We start from the raw sequence: 26,513 nt of genomic DNA, 5'->3' as shown, positions 1-26,513 counted from the left end.
AGCGGCCGGCGCCTATCCAAATACCCGCTTCCAAAGCCCTGTCACAGCCTCCCTCTCCGGCACCACAACATCCGGCTCAACCCGCGCCTTCTCCATTCCATCAAGCCGCAGCGTGTGCTGCAATTTCCGATAACGCCGGTACGCAGCCGCCACCGTTTCAGCCTCCTCGGCACTGAACAGCCCGAACCCCGCGGCCAGCCGCAACAGCGAAATATTGCCCATGTTCCGCACGAATTCAGCGTCTTCACGCGCGTGCAGCAGCACACAATACTGCACGATGAACTCGATATCCACCATCCCGCCGCGGTCGTGCTTCAAGTCGAACAACTTGCTCCGGTTCGGATGCCCGGCATCCACCCGCTCGCGCATCACGACAATTTCCTGGGCCAGCGCAGCGGCATCTCGGGGCATTGTCAGAACCTTGGCGCGAATCTCCTCGAAGCGCTCGCCAATCTCCGCATCGCCGGCGCAATAACGCGCACGCGATAACGCCTGGTGTTCCCAGACCCACGCCGTATTTGCGGCATCGCCCTCACGAATCTGATAACGCCGGAACGATTCCAGGCTCGTCACCAGCAAACCCGATTCGCCATTTGGACGCAGCCGCAAATCGACATCGAACAAGGTGCCCGCTCCCGTTGCCGTCGTGAGCCACGTGATCAGCCGGCGCGCAAACGTGGCGTAGATATCGGCAGCAGATTCGTCGGGGTCGTCGTGCAGGAAGATCAGGTCGAGATCCGACGCGTAACCCAGTTCCTTCCCGCCCAGCTTCCCATAAGCAATCACAGAAAAGCGCGGCACCTCGCGGTGACGCTTGGGAAACTGCGACCACACCGTTTCGATAGTGACATCGAGCACCGCATCAGCCAGCGCCGACAACAAGTCGCTCACATGTTCAACCGTGAGCTTGCCGGCCAGATCGATCAGGAGAATGCGAAACACTTCAGCCTGGTGCGCGTGGCGCAGCAAGTTCATCTGCTGCTCGGCGCCATCGGCGGCGGCGATTTGCGCGCGCAAGGATTCGCGAAATTGCCCCCAGTCGAAGGGGCTCGCGATCACTTCATCGTCGAGCAATTCGTCAAGAAGCTGTGGATGGCGGATCAGATATCCCGCCGCCCAACGCGACGCGCCAAGCACCGACAACACCCGTTCGAGCGCTGCCGGATATTCGGTCAGCATCGCGAGATAAGAGCCGCGGCGGCTAACCGCTTCGAGCAAATCGAATAGCCGCGCAATGGTGTCGCCGCGTCGCTCGGGCGGCTCGACGGCCTTCGCGGCTTCGAGCGCACGTTGCGCGACGATGTCGAATCGTTCCCGGCTGCGCTCAGGCAAACCTTCGTATCGCGTCGATTTCCATACGTTGCGCAAACGCGTGAGCACGGCGGTGGCATCGGTGAAACCCAGCTCGGTCATGCGTTCGACCAGCTGTTCTTCGGCGCTGTCGTCGGCGAGCGCGCTGCTCCAGACCCACGACGCCGCCGAATCCTCCGCGACCGCACAACCGCCGTCGCCCTTCACCTTGTCGGCGAATATCTGGTCGAACTGATGCTCCACGCGCGCCCGGTGCGCTTCCAGCGCGTCGGTCAGCGCGGGGTAATCGGCGAAACCCATTACGTTGGCCAACACCGCGCGGTCTTCGGGCGCGACCGGCATGGCGTGCGTCTGCGCATCGTTCCGATACTGCAAGCGGTGCTCGAGCTTGCGCAGGAACAGGTACGCCTCGGTGAGTTCGCCACATATATTCGCCGATATCAACCCGTGCGCCGCCGCGCGATTCAACACGGACAAGGTGGGACGAATTCGCAGATCGGCAATCTGGCCGCCGCGGATCAGTTGAAAAACCTGCGCGCTGAACTCAATCTCCCGAATGCCGCCGCGCCCGAGCTTGATGTCGTCGGCTTTGTCGGGACGCATCGACGCACGTCTCTGCGCTTCCTGCCGGATCTGCACATGCAGCGCGCGAATTGCGCTGATCACGCCGTAGTCGAGATACCGCCGATAAATAAACGGCATGGCCAGCGCGTCGAGCTGCTTCGCAAGCCGTTGCGCCGCGTCGCTCTCCCCCTCGGAAACCAGCCGCCCCTTGATCCACGCGTACCGTTCCCACTCGCGCCCCTGCACGTAGAAATATTCTTCGAGCATGCCGAGCCCGCAAGCGATTGGACCGGCATCGCCGTTCGGCCGCAAGCGCATATCGACTCTAAAGACATAACCGTCTTCCGTCACCTCGGCCAAAGCGCCTATGAGCTTGCGGCCGAGCCGCGTAAAATATTCCTGCGTCGATAACGCCGCGCGTTCGCCGCCTGTCGTCTCACCGTCTTCTTCATAGACGAAGATCAGGTCGATATCCGACGACACATTCAACTCACGTCCACCGAGCTTTCCCATTCCCACCACACCCAGCGTCAAGCGCTGTCCGTCAGGCCCACGCGGCTCGCCGAACGTCGCTTCCAGATCTGCCGATAACACCGCGAGCGCGCGCTGGATGGTCAGCTCGGCAAGATCGGTCATGGCGCCCGTGACTTCGGCAACCTGCGCGAGGCCGGCGAGATCGCGTTCCATCACCGTGCAGAAGACCTCGATGCGCAAGCGCCGCAGCGCAGTCTTGAGCGCAGCTTCATCGAGCCGGCCGCCGGCCGAGTGTGCCGAACACGCGTCGCACAGCGCGTCCAGCCGTGCTTCGATCCACGCGCGGCGAATCGGCGCCTTCGACCATTCGGCCACCAGCGCCGGCAATTCGGAGCGCGCGGCGTACACGCGCGCGGCATAGTGGGAAGTGCTGGCACTCAGCAAAACGGCGTCGGTCATGAAAGGTCGGGCTCAGTCATTGCTCACAAACAAGTCCGGCAGTGCGCCGGGGCTTTTGCGCAAATTGGCGCGGGGTGTGCCGAACGCCGTCCGGCGTGGCTTCGCGGCGGCATCGTAGCGTGTTCCCGCAGTTTTTTGCACTGCACGCTGTGTTACATTTCAACGTCAAATCTCGAAAACCTACCATATCGCCGACCCGCCGCAGCATGTCCGACCGAAAGGAACTAGCCGACCCACCCGTAGCTGTACCCGTGAAGCTAGGTGGACGCGCCGAGCTCGCCTTGTCGTGGGCGCTCAAAGTCCTTCTGGTACTGGCTGTCGTGGTCTATTTCGGCGTCGCCGGGATCTACCTCGCGCTGCGTTACGCCGTGCTTCCGCAGATTGATGAGTTCAGGCCGCGCATCGAGCAAATGGTCTCGTCGAAGATCCACGCGCAGTTGCGCATCGGGCGCATCACGGCGAAGTGGGCAGGCCTCCAGCCCTCATTCGATATCGACAATCTCCGGATCGACGCCGCTGACGGCACACCAGGTCTCGCCGTGCCGCATGCCAGCGCGACCATCGCGTGGCGCACGCTGTTCGGTCCTGTTCCGGTGCTTGCGAATCTCACCGTCGATGGCCCCGATGTCGTCATCTCGCGCGCCGCCGACGGTGCCTTCAGCGTGGCCGGCGTGCCGATCCAGGCGAAACACACGGGCAACGACGCGTTCATGACCTGGCTGCTCAGACAGCAAGCCATCGTGCTGCGAGACGGCACGCTGCGCTGGCACGACGGCGAGCGCAGCGCGCCGGAACTCGCACTCAAGCGCATCAAGCTCGCCATTCTCAACGACGGCCCGCATCATCGGCTGGCGTTGCAGGCGCAGCCCGATGGCGACCTGCTGCACGGCCCGCTCGATTTTCGCGCGGACTTCAGCACGCCGCGCTTCAGTGTCTTCGGCCGGCCGGCGAACTGGACGGGCCAGGCGTATTTGTCGACCGGCCCTGTCGATCTGCCCAAACTCTCGCAGTACGTGGCAATGCCGTTCGCGACCTACGGCGGGCGTTTCGACAACCGCATCTGGATCGACTTCGCGAGCGGCAAGCTGCAAATTGCGGGTGGCGACCTGACCGGCTCCAATATCGCGTTGCGCGTGCGCCCAACGCAGCCGCGTCTGGACGTGCCGATCGCGAACTTCCACTGGGATCTTGGACAGCAGGACGACGAATACACGCTGCGCCTCGCGAACCTGCACGCGGAACTCGGCCAGCCGCCGCTCGCGGACGGCACGCCCGTGTCGCGCCTGCTGGCCTTCCATACGCTGACCGGCCGTTACCGCGCGGCAACCCTGCAACGCGGGCAATTGTTCGGGGTATCGGGCGATGTCGTCGATCTCGGCGTTCTCGGCGAATTTGCGCGCGCGCTGCCGTTGCCGGCGAAGGCGCAAAACGATCTGCTCCGCTTCAACCCGCGCGGCCAGATTGCCAACTACACGCTGCAAACCGAGCGGCCCAGGCCGACGACCGACGCTCAAGTGATGGCTCAGCGCCAGACGGGCGCCGAGCCGCCAATGCGCTACACGGTCAAGGGCGACTTGCTCGGCGTGAGCGTGCAGGCCCAGGAACCGCCGCCGGGACTCACGATCAACAACCATCCGCGGGCGGGGATTCCGGGCGTCGAAAACCTGTGGGGCAGTATTGATGCCGATCAGGATCATGGCAGCGCGGTCATCGATACGAAAAATACCGCGATCACCCTGCCAGGCGTCTTCGATAACCCGCGTCTCGTGCTGGACCGGATCGATGGACGCGTGACCTGGACCCTCGCTGAAGCGCCCGGCAAGCAGCACAAGGCGATCACCGCGCATGTAGAGACGCTGCATGTCAAGAACGCGGACGCGGAAGCCAGTGCGACGGCGGATTACAAGAACGAAGGCGAAGGCCGCGGTTCGCTCGATCTCACGGCGCACGCCGCGCGCCTGAATGTGACGAGCCTCGTGCACTATCTGCCGACGAGCCTCAGCGAAAAAGTGCGCCTGTACCTGGGCCACGCGTTGCAAGCCGGTATCTCGCGCAACGGCACCATCGAGATTCACGGCGACCTGACGAAATTCCCCTATTCGCGTTTCCCCGACGCAGGCCTGTTCCGCATCGTCGCGCCCTTCTCCGGCGGCAAGTTCGAGCCAACACCCTATCCGCCCAGGACCATGGCAAACGGCACGCCGAATGTGTGGCCGGCGTTCGAGGGTATTGACGGAACGTTTCATCTCGCCAATAACAAGCTGGGCTTCGATGTGTCGCGCGGCCACTATCTCGGCGTGAGCGTGGTCAAGACGACGGGACGTATCGAGGACCTGGGTAATCGCGAATCCAAGCTGCTGATCGACGCCGACGCGCACGGCCCGATCACCGACATGCTTCATTACGTGGAAGACAGCTCGCTCGGCGCGCTCTCGCACCATGTGTCGACGAAGATCCACGCGACCGGCAACGCCGCGCTCGCGTTGCAACTGGAAATCCCGCGGGTCGCACCGCCGCCCGGCGTAAAACCGCACGTGGGTTACAAAGGCGCGCTCACGTTCAATGGCAACGATCTTCAGTACGCTGCGTTGCCGCCGCTGTCGAATCTCAAGGGTCGGGCGCGCTTCGGTGAGAAAACCGCATCGCTCGATGGCCTCACGGCGAAATTTCTCGGCGGCGACGTGCGCGGCACGGGTGGCGTGAAACCTGACGGCAGTTACGCCTTCGATGTAAACGGCCGCATTGGCGGCGATGCCGCCCAGAGCCTGAACGCGCACGATCAGGCCCAGGCTGCGCAGATTCTCAAGCACATCAGCGGCACCGCACCGTACGACCTGCGGGTGCGCGGTGTGAAAAACGCGTTGCCGCAAGTCGAGGCCAACTCCGACTTGACCGGCCTCGGCCTGGACTTCCCTGCGCCCTTCAACAAGAGTGAGGGCACGCCCATGCCCTTCGCGTTCGCGTTCACGCCGGTTGCGGGATCAATGCAGGAACACGACGCGAAACTCACGCTCGGGCCGCTCAAAGCGCATTACCTGCTCAAGCAGACCGGCAAGGAAGCGCCGATCGTGGAACGGGGTGCTATCGGCGTGAACAAACCGGCCGATCTGCCGGCGCAGGGCGTGACGGCCGCGGTGGATATCGATGAACTCGATGCCGATGCGTGGCGCAAGCTCATCACCGAATTGGGACCGATGCCGCAACCGGATCCGAAGGCGCAATCGCAGGTGGTGAAGCAGTTCCTCCCGAAGCGCTTCACGCTGCATTTCGCGACGGTGAAACTGCTCAACCGGCGCTGGGAAGATGTGGCAATCGGCGCCAATCTCGGCGATGACCGCAAGTGGCAGGCGAACATTGCGTCGGATCAGGTCACCGGCAATGCCGAATGGATGCCGGGCGCGACGAAAGGCAGTCCGGGCGCGTTGCAGGCGCGATTCACGAAGGTCGTGATTCCGGGGAAACAGGAAACCGACCTCGTCACACAGATGATCCGCAAGCCGCCGGCCAACATGCCGTCCATCGATTTGATCGTGAACGAACTCGTGGTGCGCGGGCGCACGCTCGGACGCCTCGAGGTGGACGCACGCAACGACGTGGAAGACAACGTACCGGTCTGGCATCTGGACAAGCTGGACCTGAGCAACCCGGACGCGACACTGTCGGCCACGGCCAACTGGCGCACGATCAGCGGTCCCGTCGGTTTTCCGGCCGACGCCGACGATAACGCCCCACGCCGCACCGCGCTCGATTTCAAGCTGGACATCATGGATGCCGGTGCGCTGGTCGAACGGCTGGGCCTGCCGCGTACGGTGAAGAACGGTAAAGGCACCGTGACGGGCCAGTTCGGCTGGGACGGCAGTCCGGCCGCGCTCGACCTGCCCACGCTCAATGGCCGAGTGAATGTGGACTTGGAGCACGGTCAGATTCTCAAGGTCAATCCGGGCGCGGCCAAGCTGCTGGGCGTGCTCAGCCTGCAAAGCCTCGCGCACTTCCTCACGCTGAATTATCAGGACATCGTCGGCAAGGGGCTGCCGTTCGAGAAGATCACGGGCACGGGCACGGTTCAGAATGGCATCGGCCGCACCAATGATTTCACGATGATCACGGCGCCGGCCCGTGTCGAACTAAAAGGACTGGTCGATCTGCCGAAGGAAACGCAAGACCTTCACGCCAAGGTCATCCCGACCATCAGCGCGGGCGCCGTGGCGCTGGGCGCAGCCGTGATCAACCCTTTGCTCGGGCTCGGCACGCTGGCGGCCGATCTGCTGCTGTCGAAATCGATTGGAAAGGCGTTCACGATCGACTATTCCATTACGGGCTCGTGGTCGAAACCCGTCATTCAGCGGGTGAAAGGCGATCAGGGTAAGATCGAAACTCCCGCTGCCACCGTGCCCAACTGAGCGTTTTGATCGCGATCAGGTGAAGATCTCAAAGGCTGGCGGCAGGCAAGTTCGAGCACGAATTTGCCCATGGTTGCGCCCCTTTTTAGCAGGCTGACATGAGCGAAAAATCAAGCGAAGGCATCCCCGGCACGTTCCGCGTAGCCGCGCTGCAAATGGTGAGTGCGCCGGATCGTGAGCGCAATATCGCGGAAGCGGGACGGCTGATTGCTGAGGCCGCACGCGATGGGGCGCAGCTTGTGCTGCTGCCGGAATACTTCTGCTACATGGGTTTCAAGGACACGGACAAGCTCGCGATCCGCGAGACGCCCGGCCACGGTCCGATCCAGCAGTTCCTGTCGGACGCGGCGCGCGAGCATCGCGTATGGGTGATCGGCGGAACCTTGCCAATGGAATCGCCTGAAGCCGCGCGCGTGCTCAATACCACCCTCGTCTTCGATCCGTCCGGCAAGCAGGTTGCGCGCTACGACAAGATTCATCTGTTCAATTTCGAAAAAGGCACGGAATCCTTCGACGAAGCCCGCACGATCTGCCCGGGAAGCGAAGTGCGTACGTTTGAAGCGCCATTCGGACGCGTCGGGTTGTCGGTGTGCTACGACCTGCGGTTTCCCGAGCTTTACAGAAAAATGGGCGATTGCGCGTTGATGGTCGTGCCGTCCGCGTTCACCTACACGACCGGCGAGGCGCACTGGGAAACGCTGCTGAAAGCGCGCGCGGTCGAAAACCAATGCTACGTGCTGGCCGCCGCGCAAGGCGGCAAACACGAAAACGGTCGCCGCACCTGGGGCCACAGCATGCTGATCGACCCGTGGGGCGAGATCGTCGCCGTGGTGGAAGAAGGTGCGGGCGTGGCGGCTGGAACCATTGATGCTGCGCGGATTGCGTCCGTCCGCCAAAGCCTTCCGGCCCTGCGGCATCGCGTGCTGGGTTAGCTTGTTTTTTCGGAGCCCCCCTCCATTTGGTCAGGGTGTGGCATAAATACTCCAACGTTAGAATGCGTTTAATCCCCACAGACTTCTTCGCCACAGGCAACGAATGAACATCATCGAACCCGGCATCCGAAATCTCGCCACCGCGAAAGAGATCCTGCTGACGCCCTACGGCCTCGACGAATCCACGATTACGCGCACGCTGGCTGAGATCTTCACGCACCGCGTGGACTACGCGGATCTCTATTTCCAGTCCACGCGCAGCGAAGCGTGGAGCCTGGAAGAAGGCATCGTCAAATCGGGCAGCTTCAGCATCGATCAAGGTGTAGGCGTGCGCGCCGTGTCCGGTGACCGGACGGCGTTTGCCTATTCGGACGACTTGTCCCCCGAATCCATCCGTCAGGCAGCTATCGCCACGCGCGCCATTGCAAAGGCCGGCGGCGGCAAGCACAAGATCAAATCGGCCAGCACGCTGACCGGCGTGTTCGGCCGCGACCTGTACCTGCCGTCCGATCCGCTCACGTCGCTCGACGCCACCGCAAAGGTGAAGTTGCTCGAACGCGTCGAGAAAATGGCGCGTGGGCGGGACCCGCGCATTGTCCAGGTCATGGCCGGTCTGGCGGGTGAATACGACGTCGTGCTGGTCGCGCGCAGCGACGGCGCGCTGGCCGCGGACATCAGGCCGCTCGTGCGGGTCTCCGTTACCGTGATTGCCGAAAAGGACGGACGTCGCGAAATGGGCAGCGGCGGCGGCGGCGGACGCTACGACTACGCGTATTTCACTGACGAAATCCTCTCCCATTACGTCGATCAAGCGGTGCACGCGGCTCTCGTTAATCTCGATGCGCGCCCGGCGCCCGCCGGTGCAATGACCGTCGTGCTCGGGCCGGGCTGGCCCGGCGTGCTGCTTCACGAAGCGATCGGCCACGGGCTGGAAGGCGACTTCAACCGCAAGGGCTCGTCGGCGTTTGCGGGACGTATTGGTGAGCGAGTGGCGGCAAAGGGCGTGACGGTTGTCGACGACGGCACGTTGCCGAACCGGCGCGGTTCGCTGAATATCGACGACGAAGGCAATCCTACGCAATGCACGACCTTGATCGAGGACGGCATTCTCAAGGGTTACATCCAGGATTCGCTGAATGCGCGACTGATGAAAATGCCGGTAACGGGCAACGCACGGCGCGAGTCCTACGCCGCCCTGCCCATGCCGCGCATGACCAACACGTACATGCTCAACGGCGACAAGGACCCGGGTGAAATCCTGGCATCGGTGAAAAACGGCTTGTATGCGGTGAATTTCGGCGGCGGCCAGGTCGACATCACCAACGGCAAGTTCGTGTTCTCCGCGTCCGAGGCGTACATGATCGAGAACGGCAAGGTCACGTATCCGGTGAAGGGTGCAACGCTGATCGGCAGCGGGCCGGAATCGCTCAAGTACGTGACCATGATCGGCAACGACATGGCGCTCGACGGCGGTGTGGGCGTGTGCGGCAAGGAAGGCCAGAGCGTGCCGGTGGGCGTGGGTCAGCCGACCTTGCGCATCGAAAAGATGACCGTGGGCGGTACGGTTTGAGCGGGTAGTTTCCTATTTTCCCGCGCCGCGCCTCATGAAGCTTTCAAGCGCGCAGCGCGGGAAATCCGCATAGAATGCTCACGTTTGTTGCGAAAATTGGTTTCATGGTGCGGGATATCCGCATTTTAGCGGCTGACAACTTGCCAGCCGCGCGCATTTAAGGTTATAAAGCCAGACGTTCATTTTTTACCCAACGACCAAAACCATCATGTCCGCCAAGTTTTATTTTTACTTTTTTTGGCATCTCAAGCCGCTGGCGGATCGAGAGGGGTGAGTCGTTTGTGTAGAACCCAAGTTTCCCGAAAAACCGCCAGCGCAGCCTGGCGGTTTTTTTATGCCCACTTTGTTTGACGACTTTTTGCGTTGCCCCTGATCTGTCGGACATTTCGACAAGACGAACACAGCACCAAAACGAGTTCCTGGAGAACCAGCATGCCCCCGCACAACACCGACGATGTCCGAATCCGCGAATTGAAAGAACTGACGCCCCCCGCTCACCTGATTCGTGAGTTCTCCTGCGCCGAAAAGGTTTCGGAGTTGATCTACAACTCGCGCCAGTCGATGCATCGCATCCTCCACGGCATGGAAGATCGCCTGATCGTGATCGTCGGGCCGTGCTCGATTCACGACACCAAAGCAGCGCTGGAATACGCGGGCCGTCTTGTGGAAGAGCGCAAGCGCTTTGCGGGTGAACTGGAAATTGTGATGCGGGTCTATTTCGAGAAGCCGCGTACGACGGTCGGCTGGAAAGGCCTGATCAACGACCCGTACATGGACAACAGCTTCAAGATCAACGACGGCCTGCGGACCGCGCGCGAATTGCTGCTGCGAATCAACGAACTGGGGCTGCCCGCTGGCACCGAATACCTCGATATGATCAGCCCGCAGTACATCGCCGACCTGATTTCATGGGGTGCGATCGGTGCGCGGACGACGGAATCGCAAGTGCATCGCGAGCTGGCGTCGGGATTGTCGTGCCCGGTCGGCTTCAAGAACGGCACGGACGGTAACGTGAAGATTGCGGTGGACGCGATCAAGGCAGCATCGCAGCCGCACCATTTCCTCTCGGTGACAAAGGGCGGCCATTCGGCGATCGTATCGACGGCCGGCAATGAGGACTGCCACATCATCCTGCGCGGCGGCAAAACGCCGAACTACGACGCGGAAAGCGTAAACGCCGCATGCAACGACATCAGCAAGGCCGGGCTGGCCGCGCGCCTGATGGTCGATGCGAGCCATGCGAACAGTTCGAAGAAGCATGAAAACCAGATCCCGGTTTGCGCCGATATCGGCCGTCAGGTTGCAGGCGGCGATGAGCGGATCATCGGCGTGATGGTGGAATCGAATCTGGTCGCTGGGCGGCAGGATCTGAAGGAAGGCTGCGAGCTGACGTACGGGCAGAGCGTGACTGATGCGTGTATCGGCTGGGAAGACAGCTTGAACGTGCTCGAAGGGTTGGCCGAAGCCGTGAAGCAACGGCGCGTGGCGCGGGGGAGTGGAAACTGATTGGCTCAGGTTTTTGGTTGCAAGGCAGGGCCGCCGTGTCCGGTGGCCCTCGCTTTAAAACGCCATGGCGTTACGCCAGCTCACCGGAACCGTAAATCTCGGTACGCACTCGCGCCTTTGGAACCCCCGCCGCCATCAACGCATCCTGTTGCGCGCGCATGAACGCCACGGGGCCGCACAAATAATAATCGGCGTCGGGGAGCAGGGTTTTATCGGCGATACGGGCAAAATCCAGCCGCCCCGCGAAGTCGAAATCCGTTCCGGGGCGGTCATCGGCGTGGGTCTTTTCATAGAAGACCGTACGCGACACGTTCGGATGTTTCGCCACAATCGCGTCGAGCCATCGGCCAAATGCATGCGTGCGGCCATTCCGGCAAGCGTGCACAAACGATATCTTGCGCTTGCTGTTCTGAGCGGTCAGCGACGTGAGCATCGACACCATCGGCGTAATGCCCACGCCGCCGCTGATCAATACAACGGGCGTCGTCTTGGCTACGTCGAGCGTGAACTCGCCCATCGGCGCGCTGACTTCAACAATCCCGCCGACTTCGATGCCCTCGTGAATCAGATTGGACACAAAGCCCGGGGGCGCATCCTGCGGCCGCTCGCGCTTAACCGATATGCGTAACCACTCCCCGTTCGGGGCGTCGGAGAGCGTGTATTGGCGCGGCTGGTCAACGCCAATCTCCTTCACGAATCGCTTCACGCTGACGTACTGGCCCGGTTCGAAATGGCAGACCGGACCGCCATCGGACGGCTTCAGATAAAACGACGTGATCTCTTCGCTTTCCTGTTCTCGCCGGAATACTACAAACGGCCGGAAACCGCTCCACGCGGCCTGGGCATACAGCGCCTTTTCCGCCCCGATCAAGATTTCCGAGAGCTGCGCATAAGCGGCTCGCCAAGCGTCGAGCGTGGGTTCATCGACGGCATCGCCCAGCACTTCGGATATGGCCGCCAGCAAATTTTCACCGACGATCGGATATTGCTCCGGCCGGATATTCAGGCTCGCGTGCTTGTGCGTGATGTGTGTAACGGCCGAACCGAGCGCACCGAGGTTATCGATGTTCGCCGCATACGCGTACACGGCTCGCGCCAACGCTTGCGGCTGACTGGAACTTTGCTGATGCGCCTGATTGAAGACGTTTTTCAGCTCTGGATGGTGGGTGAACATCCGCTTGTAGAAGTGTGCGGTGATGGTCACGCCGTGCTCCGCGAGCACGGGGGCGGTGGCTTTTACGCGGGCGATCTGGTCGGCGGTCAATGCTGTCATGAACGGGCTCCTTTAAAGATGCATTTATAATACATCTTTAAAGGAGCTGCACATTTGGGCGTTTTGTCGCAGGGATATAGGACGATGCTGATTGTGGTGATCGGCAGCGTAATCGCTGCCCTAGCCTAGATCTTCCGTTCGTGACTCCACAACACGTCCGTTCCACCATCGGCCCGATTCAACACGCGCGCGAGCACGAACAACAGATCGGATAAGCGGTTCACGTACTGCCGCGGCGCCGCGTTAATCTTGTCCACCCGGCCGAGCGTCACAATGGACCGCTCAGCCCGCCTGCACACCGTCCGGCCGACATGCGCAAGCGAGGCCGCGCGCGATCCGCCCGGCAGGATGAATTCCTTGAGCGGCGGCAAGGTCGCGTTGTACTCCGCGATCCATTCATCGATACGAGCAAGGTGCGCCTTCTCGATCATCGAATGGCCGGGAATGCAAAGCTCTCCGCCGAGATCGAAGAGATCGTGCTGGATGGCCGACAACGCGGCGCGAATATCGTCTGGAAGCGGTTCGCCGAGCAGCACGCCAAGCTGCGAATTCAGTTCGTCGACATCGCCAATCGCCGCGATCCGCGCGTCGTCCTTTTGCACGCGGCTGCCGTCGCCGAGGCCGGTCGTGCCGTCGTCGCCGGTACGCGTCGATATCTTGCTCAGGCGATTGCCCATGGTGTTCTCCAGTTGGCGCGGAATGCCGGTCAGCATTCGCGCTCATTATAGGCAAGGTGCTGGCCTCGGCTCGATCCAGGCTATCGGCGTAAAATGAGTACATAAAACGCACGATTCGCGCATTGTGATGCGAAATTTCGTGCATCCCAACATCCCGTCATACCGATGTCCGGAGACATGCCGTGAACCACCCCGTCCCGCCGCTCGCCGTCCGCCGCACCTTTCCCCCCGCCCTGCTCGACGCGCTGAAAACCGCGTTCACCGAACGCGTGTCGACCACCACTGCAGTGCGTGAGCATCACGGCCGCGACGAATCGCCGTTCGATCCGCAACTGCCCGACGCCGTCGTTTTCGTGACCAGCACGGAAGAGGTACAAACCGTGGTCCGGCTCTGCGCCGAACACAACGTGCCGGTCATTCCATACGGCAACGGTTCGTCGCTGGAAGGGCATTTGCTGGCGGTCCAAGGTGGTGTATCTATCGATATGTCCGGCTTGAACAAGGTGCTGTCGATCGACGCCGAAGACCTGACCGTCACCGTGCAGCCGGGCATTTCGCGCAAGCAGTTGAACGAAGCGCTGAAAGACACCGGCCTCTTTTTCCCCATCGATCCCGGCGCGGACGCGAGCATTGGCGGGATGTCGGCGACGCGCGCGTCGGGCACCAACGCCGTGCGCTACGGCACGATGCGCGAGAACGTGCTCGGCCTCACCGTCGTGTTAGCCGATGGCCGCGTCATCAAGACTGGCACCCGGGCGCGTAAATCATCGGCAGGGTATGACCTCACGCGCTTGTTTGTCGGCTCGGAAGGCACGCTCGGCGTGATCGTGGAAATCACCGTGCGGCTTTATCCGCAGCCGGAAGCGGTATCGGCGGCGGTGTGCGCATTTCCGTCGATGGGCGACGCCGTGCGCGCCACCATCGAAACGATCCAGATGGGCGTGCCCGTGGCGCGCGTCGAGTTCCTGGATTCGCTGGCCGTGCGGGCGATCAATCGCCATTCGAACCTCACGTTCCGCGAATCGCCGATGCTGTTCTTCGAATTCCACGGCACCGAAAGCAGCGTGAAGGAACAGGCGGAGACGGTTCAGGAAATCGTTGCGCAAAACAACGGCACGGACTTCGAATGGGCAACGCGGCCGGAAGATCGCAGCCGCCTGTGGAACGCGCGTCACAACGCCTATTTCGCGATGCTGCAACTCAAACCCGGTTGCCGCGCCGTGACCACGGACGTCTGCGTGCCGATCTCGCGGCTGGCCGAGTGCGTGATCGAAACTGAGCAGGACCTGAAGGTCAGCACGCTGCCCTGCCCGATCGTCGGCCATGTAGGCGATGGCAATTTCCACGTCGCGATGCTGCTCGATCCGGCCAAGCCTGAAGAACTCGAAGAAGCCGAGCGGATCAATCACCGCATTGTGGAGCGCGCGCTGCGCATGGGCGGAACGTGTACCGGCGAACATGGAGTCGGGCTGCACAAGATGGGTTTCATGATCGAGGAACACGGCGAGGACGCAATCAGCGTGATGCGCTCGATCAAACACGCGCTCGACCCAAAAAACCTGATGAACCCGGGCAAGATTTTCACTTACGACGCTTGATCGAACACGGATCGACCGTGCTGCAGGATCCGGCGCGATCAACGCGCCGGAGCAAAAACATGCTCCGTCCCCGTAATTAGCCCAATCGACGGCAGCCACGCGCGGGTGCAAGATCAACCCTCTGCTTTTTGGAAATACTCCAGAGCACAAACACTGCCCGGAGGAGACATGAACGCACCCGCCGAACTTTCGCCTGAAGTGTTGGCGCAACGTCAGCGCGAAGTGGTCCAGGCATTGATGGCCGTGCTGCCGACGCATTGCCTGCTGTATCGCGAGGAAGACACGGCCGCTTACGAGTGCGATGGGCTCGCGGCGTACAGGCGGCTACCGCTTGCAGTCGCGCTGCCGGAAACCGAAGCGCAGGTTCAGCGCGTCGTGCAGATCTGCGCGCGGCTTGACGTGCCTATCGTCCCGCGTGGCGCAGGCACGGGCCTGTCGGGCGGCGCCATGCCGATCCGGCACGGGATCGTGGTGTCGCTTGCTCGCTTTCGCAAGATCGTGGAGGTCGACCCGTACGCGCGTACCGCCACGGTCCAGCCGGGCGTGCGCAATCTCGCCATTTCAGAAGCCGCAGCGCCCTTTGGGCTCTACTACGCGCCCGATCCGTCGTCGCAGATTGCCTGCACGATCGGCGGTAACGTCAGCGAGAATTCCGGCGGCGTCCACTGCCTCAAGTACGGCCTCACGTGTCACAACGTGCTGCGGGTGCGCGCGGTATCGATGGAAGGCGACATCCTCGAGTTCGGCTCGCTCGGTCTGGATGCGCCGGGGCTCGACCTGCTGGCGGTGCTGATCGGCAGCGAAGGCATGTTCGCCATCGTCACCGAGATCACCGTCAAGCTGATCCCGAAGCCACAAACGGCTCAAGTGATCATGGCGAGCTTCGATGACGTCGTCAAAGGCGGCAATGCAGTCGCGGCGATCATAGCGGCCGGCATCATCCCCGCCGGGCTCGAAATGATGGATAAACCCGCGACACGCGCCGTGGAAGAGTTCGTGAAAGCGGGTTACGACCTCGATGCGAAGGCTATCTTGCTGTGCGAATCGGACGGCACGCACGATGAAGTCATGGAAGAAATCGTACGGATGACGTCTGTGCTGCGCGAATTCGGCGCGAATCGCATCCAGATTTCGCGTTCGGAAGCCGAGCGGCTGAAATTCTGGTCGGGCCGCAAAAACGCGTTTCCGGCTGCTGGCCGTATCTCGCCTGATTATTACTGCATGGACGGCACCGTGCCGCGCCGCCAGATCGGGCCGTTGCTGGCGCGTATTGAAGAGATGGAAAAAAAGTACGCACTGCGTTGCATGAACGTTTTCCACGCCGGCGACGGCAACATGCACCCGCTTATCCTGTTCAACGGCAACGACCTGGACGAATGGCATCGTGCGGAGGCATTTGGTTCGGACATCCTCGAAACCTGCGTGGAACTGGGCGGAACGGTGACGGGCGAACATGGCGTGGGTATCGAAAAGATCAACTCCATGTGCGTGCAGTTTTCGCCCGAGGAACGCGATACATTTCACGCAATTAAGCGCGCCTTCGATCCCCCCGGCCTGCTCAATCCCGACAAAGGCATCCCGACGCGAGCGCGTTGCGCCGAGTACGGGAAAATGCATATCCGCGGCGGCTTGCTGCCGCATCCCGAGATTCCACGCTTTTGAGCGACATGCGTAGGTGGCGTGCGCAGCGGCTTGTTTAGGCCGCGCTTCTAAACGCTGCGTTTATACGACATCCCATCAATGTCCCTTTGAAGCATCGGCGGTGGTTCCCAGGCGTTCAAGCGCACACATATCCACGTTTATACGAGTGGCCGTGCGGGAACACGCCGATACACTGACCCAAGAGCCATAAAAACGCGGGACACCATGACAGAGGACGACATTGTCGCGAGCTGGTCCGAGCGTATTCGCGCCGCGACGGCGAGCAACACCCCGCTACGGATTCGCGGCGGCGGCACGAAGGATTGGTACGGGCAGACGCTGCAAGGCGAGATAGTCGATACGCGGGCGCATCGCGGGATTATCGAATATGACCCGGCCGAGCTCGTGATCACCGCCAAAGCCGGAACGCTGCTTAGCGAGATCGAAGCGCGGCTGGACGAATGCGGCCAGATGCTGCCGTTCGAACCGCCGCACTTCGGCCCAAACGCCACGCTCGGCGGCTGTATTGCCGCCGGACTTGCCGGCCCGCGGCGCGCCGCGGCCGGCGCCCCGCGCGACTTCGTGCTCGGCGCCGTGGTGATGAACGGTCATGGCCACGTGCTGCATTTCGGCGGTCAGGTAGTGAAGAACGTCGCGGGCTACGACGTCTCGCGGTTGCTTGCCGGCTCGCTCGGCACGCTGGGGTTGATCCTGGAGGTATCGGTGAAGGTGCTGCCGAAACCTGTTGCCGAAGCCACGCTCAAGTTCGAAATGAACGACACCGACGCCGTGCGCAAACTCAACGAATGGAGCGGCCATCCGTTGCCGCTGACCGGCAGCGCGTGGCGCGACCACACGCTCGCGTTGCGCCTCGGCGGCGCGGAAGCGGCGGTGAAAGCGGCTCGGACATCGCTGGGCGGCGAGGTAGTCGACGCCGTTGAAGCCGAGCGTTTCTGGTGCGGTTTGCGCGAGCAGTTGGACCCGTTCTTCGCGGTGATACCGCCGAAATCGGCTTTGTGGCGGCTGTCGTTGCCATCGATTGCCGAGCCGATGCATCTCCCCGGCCCACACCTCATGGAATGGGGCGGCGCGCAACGCTGGTGGATCACCGACGCCGATCCGCAAACCGTGCGCATCAGCGCCAAGCAGGCCGGTGGTCACGCGACCATCTTCCGGTCGAGCGCATCGTATGACCGTAACGCTGGCGTCTTCACGCCCTTGCCCGCTCCGCTGATGAAGATTCATCGTGGCCTGAAAGCCGCATTCGATCCCGCGAGCATTTTCAATCGCGGCCGCCTCTACCCTGACTTCTGAGCTGAAAGACCCACGCGATGCAAACCAACCTCGCCGACTTCATGCGCGACACCGCCGATGGCGAAGAAGCCGAGGCTATCCTGCGCAAGTGCGTGCATTGCGGATTCTGCACGGCGACGTGCCCGACCTATCAGATATTAGGCGATGAGCTCGACGGCCCGCGTGGCCGGATCTATCTGATCAAGCAGATGCTGGAAGGCGCGCCCGTGACGCGCAGCACGCAGCTGCATCTGGACCGCTGCCTCACGTGCCGCAATTGCGAGACCACGTGCCCATCGGGCGTGCAATATGGGCGGCTGGTGGAGATTGGCCGCAAGGTGGTGGAAGAGAAAGTGGAGCGGCCGTTTGGGCAGCGAGTCCAACGCAAACTGCTCGCCAACTTCCTGCCGAACAGCAAGCTTTTCACGCCTGCGATGAAGATCGGCCAGCAGTTCCGGCCGCTCTTGCCCAAGACCTTGCGGACCAAGATTCCGGTGGCGCAACGGCCGCTCGAACCGCCAACGGGCACGCATGAACGCACGATGCTGATGCTCGCCGGTTGCGTCCAGCCCGCCATGATGCCGAACGTCAACATAGCGACTGCACGGGTGTTCGATGCGTTGGGCATCCAGATCCTCACTGCGCCGGACGCCGGTTGCTGTGGCGCGATCCGCCTGCATCTCGGCTACAACGATGAGGCGCTGGACGACGTGCGCAACAACATCGACGCATGGTGGCCGTATGTCGAAAACGGCGTGGAGGCGATCGTGATGAACGCCTCCGGTTGCGGCGCGACGGTCAAGGAATACGCACACTTGCTGCGCAATGATCCGGCCTACGCGGAGAAGGCCGCACGGATTGTGGCCCTGACGCGGGACCTGTCGGAGATCCTGCCGCAATACGAGGACGAACTGACCTCGATGACCAGGCGGCGCGCCGTGCATACCGTCGCGTTCCATCCGCCGTGCACGCTGCAACACGGCCAGCAGATCCGCGGTCACGTCGAAAACTTGCTCACCGCGCTGGGCATAGAAGTGCATCTTTCCGCCGATAGCCATTTGTGCTGCGGATCGGCCGGAACGTACTCGGTGCTGCAGCCGAAACTCTCGTACGCATTGCGCGACCAGAAACTCGATGCGCTCGAGAAGCTCGAGCCGCAGATGATCGTATCGGCGAACGTGGGCTGTATCGCGCATTTGCAGAGCGGCACGTCCACCCCCGTCGTTCATTGGATTCAGCTCGTCGAACATCTGCTGTATGGCTAACGCTGCCGCGCGCCTGCTGGTTGGGCGCGCCGCATCCGTATAATCGGACCTCTGCTTACCCGATATGCGGCGTCCGATTCCATGTCCTCCTCTCATGTAGCCCGTCACCTCGACGAAGTCCGTCAACGCATCGCGAAAGCGGCGGCGGACGCTTCTCGCGACGCGTCCTCGGTCACGTTGCTTGCGGTATCGAAGACCTTTCCCGCAGCAGACGTTCGCGCTGCGTTCGACGCCGGACAACGCGCGTTCGGCGAGAATTACGTGCAGGAAGCGGTGGCCAAGATTGCTGAACTGGCCGATTTGCGCAGCCAGATCGAGTGGCATTTCATCGGACCGTTGCAATCGAACAAGACCAAAGTGGTCGCCGAGAATTTCGATTGGGTGCATTCGGTCGATCGGCTCAAAATTGCCGAGCGTCTGTCTGACCAACGCGGTGACAATCAGGCCGCGCTTAATGTCTGTCTGCAAGTGAATGTGAGCGGAGAGGCATCGAAAAGCGGTGTAACGCCGGACGAAACGCTGGCGCTCGCGCGCACCGTTGCCGCGCTTCCTCATCTACGGTTACGCGGCTTGATGGCGATTCCCGAACCGGCCGCCACACTCGATGAACAACGCGCGCCGCATCGGCGGCTGCGCGAAATCATGGACACACTGCGCGCTGAAGGCCTTGAGCTCGACACGCTTTCCATGGGGATGTCGGCGGATATTGAAGCGGCCATTCTTGAAGGCGCGACCATGGTTCGTATCGGCACGGCTATCTTCGGCGCACGCGATTATTCCAACTGAATCCTTGACCTGAACTCACTATGAAAATTGCGTTTATCGGTGGCGGCAACATGGCGTCCGCGCTTATCGGCGGTCTGATCAAGCGCGGCGTGGCGGCGGCGGATTTGTATGTTGTCGATCCGGGCGAAGAGGCGCGCGCTCGTGCCGGAAAGGATTTCGGTGTGGCTACTGCCGAGTCCATCGATTCAACACTCGCTGACTACGACGCCATCCTCCTCGCCGTGAAACCGCAGGTCTTGAAGGACGTGGCCGCCGCGCTGCAGCCGGTGTTGTCGACGCAACTGGTGATCAGCATCGCGGCCGGGATTCGTGCCGTTGACCTGTCGCGCTGGCTCGGTGGTTATACGCAGATCGTACGCACGATGCCGAACACACCGGCGTTGATCGGCATGGGCGTGACGGGTCTGGCCGCGCTGCCCGGTGTTGATAGTGCAGCGAAGGCGCTGGCATCGAAGGTACTTGAGGCGGTCGGCGAAATCGTATGGTTCGGCGACGAAGCGAAGATCGATGCCGTCACCGCCATTTCGGGGAGCGGCCCGGCGTACGTGTTCTATTTCATCGAAGCGATGCAGGAAGCCGCGCGACAACTTGGCATGGACGAGGAACAAGGCCGCGCGCTCGCGGTGGCTACCTTCACGGGTGCGGCGCAGTTGGCGGCGCAATCCAGTGAACCGGCGAGCGTGTTGCGGGAACGCGTGACATCGAAGGGCGGGACGACTGCCGCCGCTTTAGCTTCCTTCGATGCCCAGGGCGTGAAGGACGCTATTGTCCGTGGCGCGTTGGCCGCCGACGCGCGGGCGAAGGAGATGGGCGAGGAGTTGGGGAAGGCTTGAGCTTTTCACAGCCGCAAGAAAAACGCCGCTGCGGGAGCGCTCCCGCAGCGGCGTTTTCTCATCTTCCGCGGCTCAACCGTTGGTCGAACCGCGCAGTCAATCGCTCAACGCTTTAGCCGTGCAGCGCGATCTGCACGCCTTGCTGGACCAGCAATTCGGCGTGCGCACCGGAATGCTCGTACACGTTGTAGGTCACGCCGCCGACTTGCGTCGCACCGTGTTGCTGCCATTGACCGTCGGCCACGCCGGCGATATGCGCATTCGACAAATCGACGCTGTCGCCATTCGAGCCCTGCACGACCATCTGCTGCTTGCCGTCGTGCTGGAACAGGTCCGGCTGGCCGAGATTCAGGACATCGGTCAACGACAGCTTCAGCGCGTTGTGCGCGCCGCCGAGATCGACTGTATCGATACCCGATACCTTCGCCGCCGCCGTCTTGCCCGACAACGACGTCAGGTCCAGCACGCCATGATCGCTCGTCAGATGCAGCGTGTGGACACCGTCCGCGCTGCCTGCAATATGCGCTGAAGCCGACTTGAAGAACGATGCCGGATCGGCGCTCAGGTCGACAGTGTGGCTGGTAGCGGCAGCGGTAGCTGCATCGGTATGAACGGCGCTGACCGCCTGAACTGATGCGTCCGACCACGTTTCCGTGACGTTGAAGCCCATGCGCGGGTCGGACACGGTGAGGACCTTGCCCGAGGACGTGTTTGCGGCGGCATCGATGTGATAAGTGCCGTCGGCCATGCTGAGATGGGATATCGCGCTAATCGCGCTGTCCTGCGATACCACTGCCGAGAACGTGTTTCCGCTCACGGTGACATGGCTGAACAAAACCGAGCCCGTGCCCATATTGCCGCCCGACACGTACAGCGCGATGTGGCTCCCGTCGATATTTGCGTCCGCGATCCAGCCGGTCACCGTGATCGTGCCGTGCGCCGCTCCGCCGTTGGCGATTGCCGTGCCGTCGCTCGCCGTCACGCCCGTCACCATGATCTGCGCGAGAGTGAACGGATACGACTCCGCTACCGCGCTGGTATGCACGCCGTCCGACTGCGTGGCGAACAACTCATGTGCGCCGGCCGCCAGCGGGGTTTGCGGCGTGAAGTTCCAGCGTCCGGTCGAATCGACGAGCGCCGTGCCGAGCAGCGTGGTGTGATCGAACACGTTGATCGTGTCGCCGGCGTGGCCGGTGCCCATGATCTTCGGCTGTGCATCGGAAGCCAGTCCGTCCGGCGGGATATAACCGGTCAGCGGGCCCGTCGCATCGTGGATCGTCGTGATCACCGGCACTGCGGGCGGGGTTGCATCAACGGTGACGGTCCAGCTCGTCGGCGCGCTTGTGCCGCCCGCGTTGGTGTGCGTGATCGAGAGATTGTGCACGCCATTCGATAGTGCCGGCACAGTCCAACCCATCTGAGAGCTCGTTGCCACCACGGAGGCGACGAGCGTGCCGTTGTCGTAGAGCGAATAAGTATCGCCAGCAACAGTCACCAGTGCGAAGGTGGGAGACGCGTCATGCGTCGTGTCACCGTTGCCCAGGTCATAGAGACCATTGAGCGTGTGTTCCGTCAAGCCGAGGACCGTGGGCGCGGGTGCCCAGATTTCGGTGACATTGAAGCCCATGCGCGGGTCGGACACGGTGAGGATCTTGCCCGAGGGCGTGTTAGCGGCGGCATCAATGTGATAAGTGCCGTCAGCCAAGCTGGTATGGAATATCGCGTTCACCGCGCTGTCCTGCGATATCACTGCAGAGAACGTGTTGCCGCTTACGGTGACCTGGCTGAACAAAACCGTGCCGGTGCCCATATTGCCGCCCGACACGAACAGCGCGATGTGGCTCCCGTCGATATTTGCGTCCGCGATCCAGCCGGTCACCGTGATCGTGCCATGCGCCGTGCCGCCATTTGCGACTGCCGTGCCGTCACTCTCTGTCACGCCCGTCACCATGATCTGCGCGACGCTGAACGGATAGGACTCCGCCACCGCGCTGGTATGCACGCCGTCCGACTGCGTGGCGGTGATTTCATGCTTACCGCTGGACAACGGCGTTTGCGGCTGGAAACTCCAGCGACCCGTGGAATTGACGAGCGCGGTGCCGAGCAGGACGTTGTTGTCGTAGAGATTGATGATGTTGCCGGCGACGCCAGTGCCCAAAACGGTTGGCTGTGCGTCCGAAGCCAGTCCGGTCGGCGGGATGTACCCCGCCAGCGGGCCCGCCGCATCAACGATAGTAGTAATGAGCGGCTCAGCCGGTGCGGCTGCGGCGTCGGTGAATAATGCGTTTTTATCTTGCGTCTGCGACATTTATTAGCCTCTAAGCGAAATGAAACGGACGCCCCCACTCGGAAACGTCCGTTCAAGGGATTCACCGTTCGGTGCCACGCGGGCAGTCGAACGGCTCGCTATCTTCGAGGCCGGAGAGACTTACAAATATCGGCAAAATCCTAAATACAATGCACCGAAAGGCTGAAGTAAGGTGAATCAGGCGCCTCTATCGCGCGATTAGGTAGCTCGCCGCGATGCCCGCGAACAGCACGCCGCCCAGCCAGTTGTTGTGTTTGAACGCTGCGAAGCACGGCATGCGTTCGCGGTTCTTGATCAGCGTGTAGTGATAGATCGCGCACGCGACCGCCGCCGCCCAGCCGATCCAGTACAACGCGCCGAACGCCAGCGTGAAGCCGATCCATACGTAGATCCCGAGCGTTGTGGCATAGCAAAGCATGATCGCGAGGACATCGAAGCGTCCGAATGTCAGCGCCGAAGTGCGGATGCCGATCTTGATGTCATCGTCGCGATCGACCATGGCGTATTCGGTATCGTAGGCGACTGACCAGAACACGTTGGCGGCGAGCATGATCCACGCGAGCGCGGGGACGTGGTCCTGCACAGCGGCAAAAGCCATGGGGATGCCGAAGCCAAACGCGATGCCGAGATACGCCTGAGGTATTGCGAAAAACCGCTTCGTGAACGGATAACTCCCAGCGACAAACAGCGCGAACACCGAGAGTTCTTTGGTCAGTGTGTTGAGCGGCAGGATCAGCAAGAACGCAATCAGCGATAACGCCGCCGCCAGCGCCACGGCTTCCCATGCCGCAATCTTGCCGGATGTGATCGGACGATTTTCAGTGCGCTTTACGTGTTTATCGAAGTCGCGGTCGGCGTAGTCGTTGATCGCGCAACCCGCCGAGCGCATGAGCAACGTGCCAAGCACGAAGATCAGCAAAAGCATGGGCGACGGATGACCGTTCGATGCAATCCACAACGCGTTGAGCGTCGGCCACAGCAACAGCAAGCTGCCGATGGGCTTGTCCATGCGGACGAGGCGAAGATACAGCGGGAGGCGAGCGAGCATGGCGAATGAACGGCGGCAAATGGCGGTAACCGCATTTTAAGGCAGCGGCGATTTGCGGTTGCTTTTCGCTTCTGGTTTGACGCGGCGAATAAACCCTCAAAAACCAAAAGCCCCGCGTTCTGCCAACCGCGGGGCTTCTTCCATTCCATTCGCCACGCTCAATGCATGACGGCTAAACCAACGCTTACTGCCCGAGCATCGCGCGCAACATCCACGCGGTCTTTTCGTGAATCTGCATGCGCTGTGTGAGCAAGTCTGCCGTCGGCTCGTCATTGGCGCTGTCGGTCAGCGGGAAAATGGCGCGCGCCGTGCGCACGACCGCTTCCTGACCTTCCACCAACTGGCGAATCATCTCTTCGGCGACCGGAATGCCATCGGCTTCAGGAATGGACGACAGCTTCGCGAATTCGCGATAGCTACCCGGCGCATACACGCCCAATGCGCGAATGCGTTCGGCGATTGCATCGACAGCCAGCGCCAGTTCCGTATATTGCCCTTCGAACATCAAATGGAGCGTGTTGAACATCGGCCCCGTGACGTTCCAGTGAAAATTATGGGTCTTCAGATACAGCGTGTAGGTATCGGCCAATAGATGCGACAAACCATCGGCGATCTTCTTGCGGTCTTTGTCGCTGATACCGATGTTCACAGCCGGTGATGCGATTTTCTTCGCCATAGTGACTCCGTGAGAGTGATACGAACAGTGCGAGCGACCCGGCCGATGCTGCTGCCGGGCGCGCCGAACGTTCGTGAGTTTATCTTAGAAACGCAGTGCGACCCGCCATGGAGGCGGGCCACAAGGGTTATCGGGATGCGTCAGGACGACGCGCAGCCAGGGCAATCAGATCAGGCCCGCACCATGCAATCCTTCGATAATCACCGCTGCGTAACTCGCCGCGACGATGCCAAAGCCGATCGCAAGCCGTACGCCGCGCGACGCATTAAGGCTCTTTGCCTCGATACCGCTTACCGCCCGTTCGAGTGTCATGATCGCTTGTGTCATCGTCGTTCTCCTTGAGTCTTGCGTGTCGATCGGAGCGGAACGTGTCGTCTGAAAACGCGTCCCGCCCTGCTTATTTCACCGCGGCTTCCACGTCTGCGTCAGCCGTTTCAACCTTCTGGCCCAATGCCGCGAGCGCTGCGACAACACCCGCCGCATACGCCGGATCGGCACGCCGGAAGTGCTCGATCTGCACCTTGACGATCTCGTTCGGCACGCCGTGAATATGCCGCGCGATGTTGCCGAAGAAGCGCTGCTTTTGCGCGTCATCGAAGAGGCGGAACAGCGCGCCTGCCTGGCTGTAGTAGTCCTCGTCTTCACGATGGTCGTAACGCTCCACCGCGCCCGCCGCCAGCGCCGGCTCGTTCACGCTCGGATCCTGCGCAAAGTCGCCAAAGCGATTCGGCTCGTAGTTCACGCGACCGCCGCTGTTGCCATCGACGCGCATACCGCCATCGCGATGAAACGAGTTCTGCACGGCGGTCTTCGGCGCGTTCACCGGAATCTGATGGTGATTGATGCCAAGACGATACCGATGCGCATCGCCATACGAGAACAAGCGCCCTTGCAACAAGCGATCCGGGGAGAAGCCAATACCCGGCACCACGTTCGCCGGCGTGAAAGCGGCCTGCTCGACATCCGCAAAATAATTGCCTGCGTTGCGATTCAACTCGATCGTGCCCACATCGATCAGCGGGAAATCCTTGTGCGGCCAGACCTTGGTGACATCGAACGGATTCATGCGGTACGTCGCGGCTTCTGCTTCCGTCATCACCTGGATGCGGAAATTCCACTTCGGGAAATTACCCCGATCGATGTTATCCACCAGGTCACGCTGCGCGCTTTCCCGATCACCGCCGACCACGGCCGACGCTTCGGCATCGGTGTAATTCTCGAGCGGCTGCTGCGACTTGAAGTGGAACTTCACATAAAAACGCTCGTTGTTCGCGTTGATGAACGAATACGTGTGCGAGCCGAAACCATGCATCTGCCTGTAGCTCTTCGGAATCCCACGATCGCTCATCAGGATGGTGACCTGATGCAACGATTCCGGATGCCGCGCCCAGAAGTCCCACGCCGCCACGTTGCTGCGCATGTTGGTGTACGGATCGCGCTTTTGCGTATGGATGAAGTCAGGAAATTTCAGCGGATCGCGGATGAAAAACACCGGCGTGTTGTTGCCGACCACGTCCCAGTTACCTTCTTCCGTGTAGAACTTGATCGAGAAACCGCGCACGTCGCGCTCGGCATCAGCCGCGCCCCGCTCACCGGCAACGGTTGAAAAACGCATGAACAACGGTGTTTGCTTGCCGACTTCCGCGAACACCTTGGCTTTCGTGAAGCGGGAAATATCGTGCGTGATCTTGAGCGTGCCGAACGCGCCCGATCCTTTGGCATGCACACGACGCTCGGGAATCACTTCGCGGTCGAAATGGGCGAGCTTTTCGATCAGCCAGAAATCCTGCAGCGCGATCGGACCGCGTGGACCGGCGGTGACCGAATTCTGGTTGTCGCCGACTGGCGCGCCTGCTGCAGTGGTGAGGATGCGATTGGTCATCGATTACTCCGTGAAGT

General features: G+C 61.6%; 19 protein-coding genes. 10 read left to right on the top strand and 9 right to left on the bottom strand.

Annotated elements, in window-relative coordinates; translation table 11 throughout:
* Positions 1 to 12: 12 nt before the first annotated feature.
* Positions 13 to 2,808: a bifunctional [glutamate--ammonia ligase]-adenylyl-L-tyrosine phosphorylase/[glutamate--ammonia-ligase] adenylyltransferase gene (glnE, locus tag ACSOSP_RS15725; RefSeq protein WP_455308098.1), complete on the bottom strand. Its 2,796-nt coding sequence runs from the start codon at positions 2,806 to 2,808 to the stop codon at positions 13 to 15.
* Between the two features lie 206 nt (positions 2,809 to 3,014).
* Between glnE and ACSOSP_RS15720 the strand changes: the two genes are divergently transcribed.
* The 3 genes from ACSOSP_RS15720 (at position 3,015) to tldD (ending at position 9,710) form a co-directional block, all read left to right on the top strand.
* A complete protein-coding gene (locus ACSOSP_RS15720; protein ID WP_455308096.1) occupies positions 3,015 to 7,208 on the top strand; it encodes a YhdP family phospholipid transporter in 4,194 nt (1,397 codons plus the stop codon).
* Positions 7,209 to 7,306: 98 nt separating this feature from the next.
* On the top strand, positions 7,307 to 8,140 hold the full coding sequence (locus ACSOSP_RS15715) for a carbon-nitrogen hydrolase family protein (RefSeq protein ID WP_455308094.1): 834 nt from the start codon (positions 7,307 to 7,309) through the stop codon (positions 8,138 to 8,140).
* A gap of 103 nt (positions 8,141 to 8,243) precedes the next feature.
* Positions 8,244 to 9,710 carry a metalloprotease TldD gene (gene tldD / locus ACSOSP_RS15710; RefSeq protein ID WP_455308093.1) on the top strand — a complete coding sequence of 489 codons (1,467 nt, stop codon included), beginning with the start codon at positions 8,244 to 8,246 and terminating at the stop codon, positions 9,708 to 9,710.
* A gap of 163 nt (positions 9,711 to 9,873) precedes the next feature.
* On the opposite strand, the gene ACSOSP_RS15705 is transcribed toward tldD, so the two are convergent.
* Positions 9,874 to 10,095 carry a hypothetical protein gene (locus tag ACSOSP_RS15705; RefSeq protein ID WP_455308091.1) on the bottom strand — a complete coding sequence of 74 codons (222 nt, stop codon included), beginning with the start codon at positions 10,093 to 10,095 and terminating at the stop codon, positions 9,874 to 9,876.
* Between the two features lie 47 nt (positions 10,096 to 10,142).
* Between ACSOSP_RS15705 and aroG the strand changes: the two genes are divergently transcribed.
* Complete coding sequence (gene aroG, locus ACSOSP_RS15700) at positions 10,143 to 11,216, top strand: 3-deoxy-7-phosphoheptulonate synthase AroG (protein ID WP_455308089.1); 1,074 nt, start codon at positions 10,143 to 10,145, stop codon at positions 11,214 to 11,216.
* 70 nt (positions 11,217 to 11,286) lie between these two features.
* On the opposite strand, the gene hmpA is transcribed toward aroG, so the two are convergent.
* Together hmpA and ACSOSP_RS15690 are read right to left on the bottom strand one after the other, a co-directional pair.
* Positions 11,287 to 12,489, bottom strand: coding sequence for an NO-inducible flavohemoprotein (hmpA, locus tag ACSOSP_RS15695; protein WP_455308087.1), 1,203 nt, complete (start codon positions 12,487 to 12,489; stop codon positions 11,287 to 11,289).
* A 125-nt stretch (positions 12,490 to 12,614) separates the two neighbouring features.
* A complete protein-coding gene (locus ACSOSP_RS15690) occupies positions 12,615 to 13,166 on the bottom strand; it encodes a cob(I)yrinic acid a,c-diamide adenosyltransferase (protein ID WP_455310986.1) in 552 nt (183 codons plus the stop codon).
* A 182-nt stretch (positions 13,167 to 13,348) separates the two neighbouring features.
* On the opposite strand from ACSOSP_RS15690, the gene ACSOSP_RS15685 reads away from it, so the two are divergent.
* From ACSOSP_RS15685 to proC, 6 genes are all read left to right on the top strand, one after another.
* Complete coding sequence (locus tag ACSOSP_RS15685; RefSeq protein WP_455308085.1) at positions 13,349 to 14,764, top strand: FAD-binding oxidoreductase; 1,416 nt, start codon at positions 13,349 to 13,351, stop codon at positions 14,762 to 14,764.
* Positions 14,765 to 14,932: 168 nt separating this feature from the next.
* A complete protein-coding gene (locus tag ACSOSP_RS15680; RefSeq protein WP_455308083.1) occupies positions 14,933 to 16,426 on the top strand; it encodes an FAD-linked oxidase C-terminal domain-containing protein in 1,494 nt (497 codons plus the stop codon).
* Positions 16,427 to 16,630: 204 nt separating this feature from the next.
* Positions 16,631 to 17,719, top strand: a complete 1,089-nt coding sequence (gene glcE / locus ACSOSP_RS15675; protein ID WP_455308082.1) for a glycolate oxidase subunit GlcE — start codon at positions 16,631 to 16,633, stop codon at positions 17,717 to 17,719.
* A 17-nt stretch (positions 17,720 to 17,736) separates the two neighbouring features.
* Complete coding sequence (glcF, locus tag ACSOSP_RS15670; RefSeq protein WP_455308080.1) at positions 17,737 to 18,963, top strand: glycolate oxidase subunit GlcF; 1,227 nt, start codon at positions 17,737 to 17,739, stop codon at positions 18,961 to 18,963.
* 81 nt (positions 18,964 to 19,044) lie between these two features.
* Positions 19,045 to 19,749 (top strand): YggS family pyridoxal phosphate-dependent enzyme, encoded by a 705-nt coding sequence (locus ACSOSP_RS15665; RefSeq protein WP_455308078.1) that lies wholly within the window; start codon positions 19,045 to 19,047, stop codon positions 19,747 to 19,749.
* A gap of 20 nt (positions 19,750 to 19,769) precedes the next feature.
* Positions 19,770 to 20,582, top strand: coding sequence for a pyrroline-5-carboxylate reductase (proC, locus tag ACSOSP_RS15660; protein WP_455308076.1), 813 nt, complete (start codon positions 19,770 to 19,772; stop codon positions 20,580 to 20,582).
* A gap of 112 nt (positions 20,583 to 20,694) precedes the next feature.
* Here the strand turns inward: proC and ACSOSP_RS15655 are convergent, their stop codons facing one another.
* From ACSOSP_RS15655 to ACSOSP_RS15635, 5 genes are all read right to left on the bottom strand, one after another.
* Positions 20,695 to 22,890 carry an Ig-like domain-containing protein gene (locus ACSOSP_RS15655; RefSeq protein ID WP_455308075.1) on the bottom strand — a complete coding sequence of 732 codons (2,196 nt, stop codon included), beginning with the start codon at positions 22,888 to 22,890 and terminating at the stop codon, positions 20,695 to 20,697.
* A 187-nt stretch (positions 22,891 to 23,077) separates the two neighbouring features.
* The gene (ubiA, locus tag ACSOSP_RS15650; protein ID WP_455308073.1) at positions 23,078 to 23,938 is read right to left on the bottom strand and encodes a 4-hydroxybenzoate octaprenyltransferase; all 861 of its coding nucleotides are present in this window, start codon (positions 23,936 to 23,938) and stop codon (positions 23,078 to 23,080) included.
* Between the two features lie 184 nt (positions 23,939 to 24,122).
* On the bottom strand, positions 24,123 to 24,614 hold the full coding sequence (locus tag ACSOSP_RS15645) for a Dps family protein (RefSeq protein WP_455308071.1): 492 nt from the start codon (positions 24,612 to 24,614) through the stop codon (positions 24,123 to 24,125).
* Positions 24,615 to 24,779: 165 nt separating this feature from the next.
* A complete protein-coding gene (locus tag ACSOSP_RS15640; RefSeq protein ID WP_160172434.1) occupies positions 24,780 to 24,941 on the bottom strand; it encodes a hypothetical protein in 162 nt (53 codons plus the stop codon).
* Between the two features lie 70 nt (positions 24,942 to 25,011).
* Entirely contained in the window at positions 25,012 to 26,496 is a 1,485-nt protein-coding gene (locus tag ACSOSP_RS15635) for a catalase (protein ID WP_455308069.1), read from the bottom strand.
* Positions 26,497 to 26,513: the final 17 nt, after the last annotated feature.

This window comes from Caballeronia sp. KNU42 (genome assembly GCF_053760385.1).
Note: the sequence above shows the minus strand (reverse complement) of the source record. Positions and strands in the feature narration are given on the sequence as shown.

Coding starts and splice junctions, on each gene's coding strand:
- glnE (WP_455308098.1), bottom strand. CDS start 2,808: ATGACCGACGCCGTTTTGCTGAGTGCCAGCACTTCCCACTATGCCGCG.
- ACSOSP_RS15720 (WP_455308096.1), top strand. CDS start 3,015: ATGTCCGACCGAAAGGAACTAGCCGACCCACCCGTAGCTGTACCCGTG.
- ACSOSP_RS15715 (WP_455308094.1), top strand. CDS start 7,307: ATGAGCGAAAAATCAAGCGAAGGCATCCCCGGCACGTTCCGCGTAGCC.
- tldD (WP_455308093.1), top strand. CDS start 8,244: ATGAACATCATCGAACCCGGCATCCGAAATCTCGCCACCGCGAAAGAG.
- ACSOSP_RS15705 (WP_455308091.1), bottom strand. CDS start 10,095: ATGTCCGACAGATCAGGGGCAACGCAAAAAGTCGTCAAACAAAGTGGG.
- aroG (WP_455308089.1), top strand. CDS start 10,143: ATGCCCCCGCACAACACCGACGATGTCCGAATCCGCGAATTGAAAGAA.
- hmpA (WP_455308087.1), bottom strand. CDS start 12,489: ATGACAGCATTGACCGCCGACCAGATCGCCCGCGTAAAAGCCACCGCC.
- ACSOSP_RS15690 (WP_455310986.1), bottom strand. CDS start 13,166: ATGGGCAATCGCCTGAGCAAGATATCGACGCGTACCGGCGACGACGGC.
- ACSOSP_RS15680 (WP_455308083.1), top strand. CDS start 14,933: ATGAACGCACCCGCCGAACTTTCGCCTGAAGTGTTGGCGCAACGTCAG.
- glcE (WP_455308082.1), top strand. CDS start 16,631: ATGACAGAGGACGACATTGTCGCGAGCTGGTCCGAGCGTATTCGCGCC.
- glcF (WP_455308080.1), top strand. CDS start 17,737: ATGCAAACCAACCTCGCCGACTTCATGCGCGACACCGCCGATGGCGAA.
- ACSOSP_RS15665 (WP_455308078.1), top strand. CDS start 19,045: ATGTCCTCCTCTCATGTAGCCCGTCACCTCGACGAAGTCCGTCAACGC.
- proC (WP_455308076.1), top strand. CDS start 19,770: ATGAAAATTGCGTTTATCGGTGGCGGCAACATGGCGTCCGCGCTTATC.
- ACSOSP_RS15655 (WP_455308075.1), bottom strand. CDS start 22,890: ATGTCGCAGACGCAAGATAAAAACGCATTATTCACCGACGCCGCAGCC.
- ubiA (WP_455308073.1), bottom strand. CDS start 23,938: ATGCTCGCTCGCCTCCCGCTGTATCTTCGCCTCGTCCGCATGGACAAG.
- ACSOSP_RS15645 (WP_455308071.1), bottom strand. CDS start 24,614: ATGGCGAAGAAAATCGCATCACCGGCTGTGAACATCGGTATCAGCGAC.
- ACSOSP_RS15640 (WP_160172434.1), bottom strand. CDS start 24,941: ATGACACAAGCGATCATGACACTCGAACGGGCGGTAAGCGGTATCGAG.
- ACSOSP_RS15635 (WP_455308069.1), bottom strand. CDS start 26,496: ATGACCAATCGCATCCTCACCACTGCAGCAGGCGCGCCAGTCGGCGAC.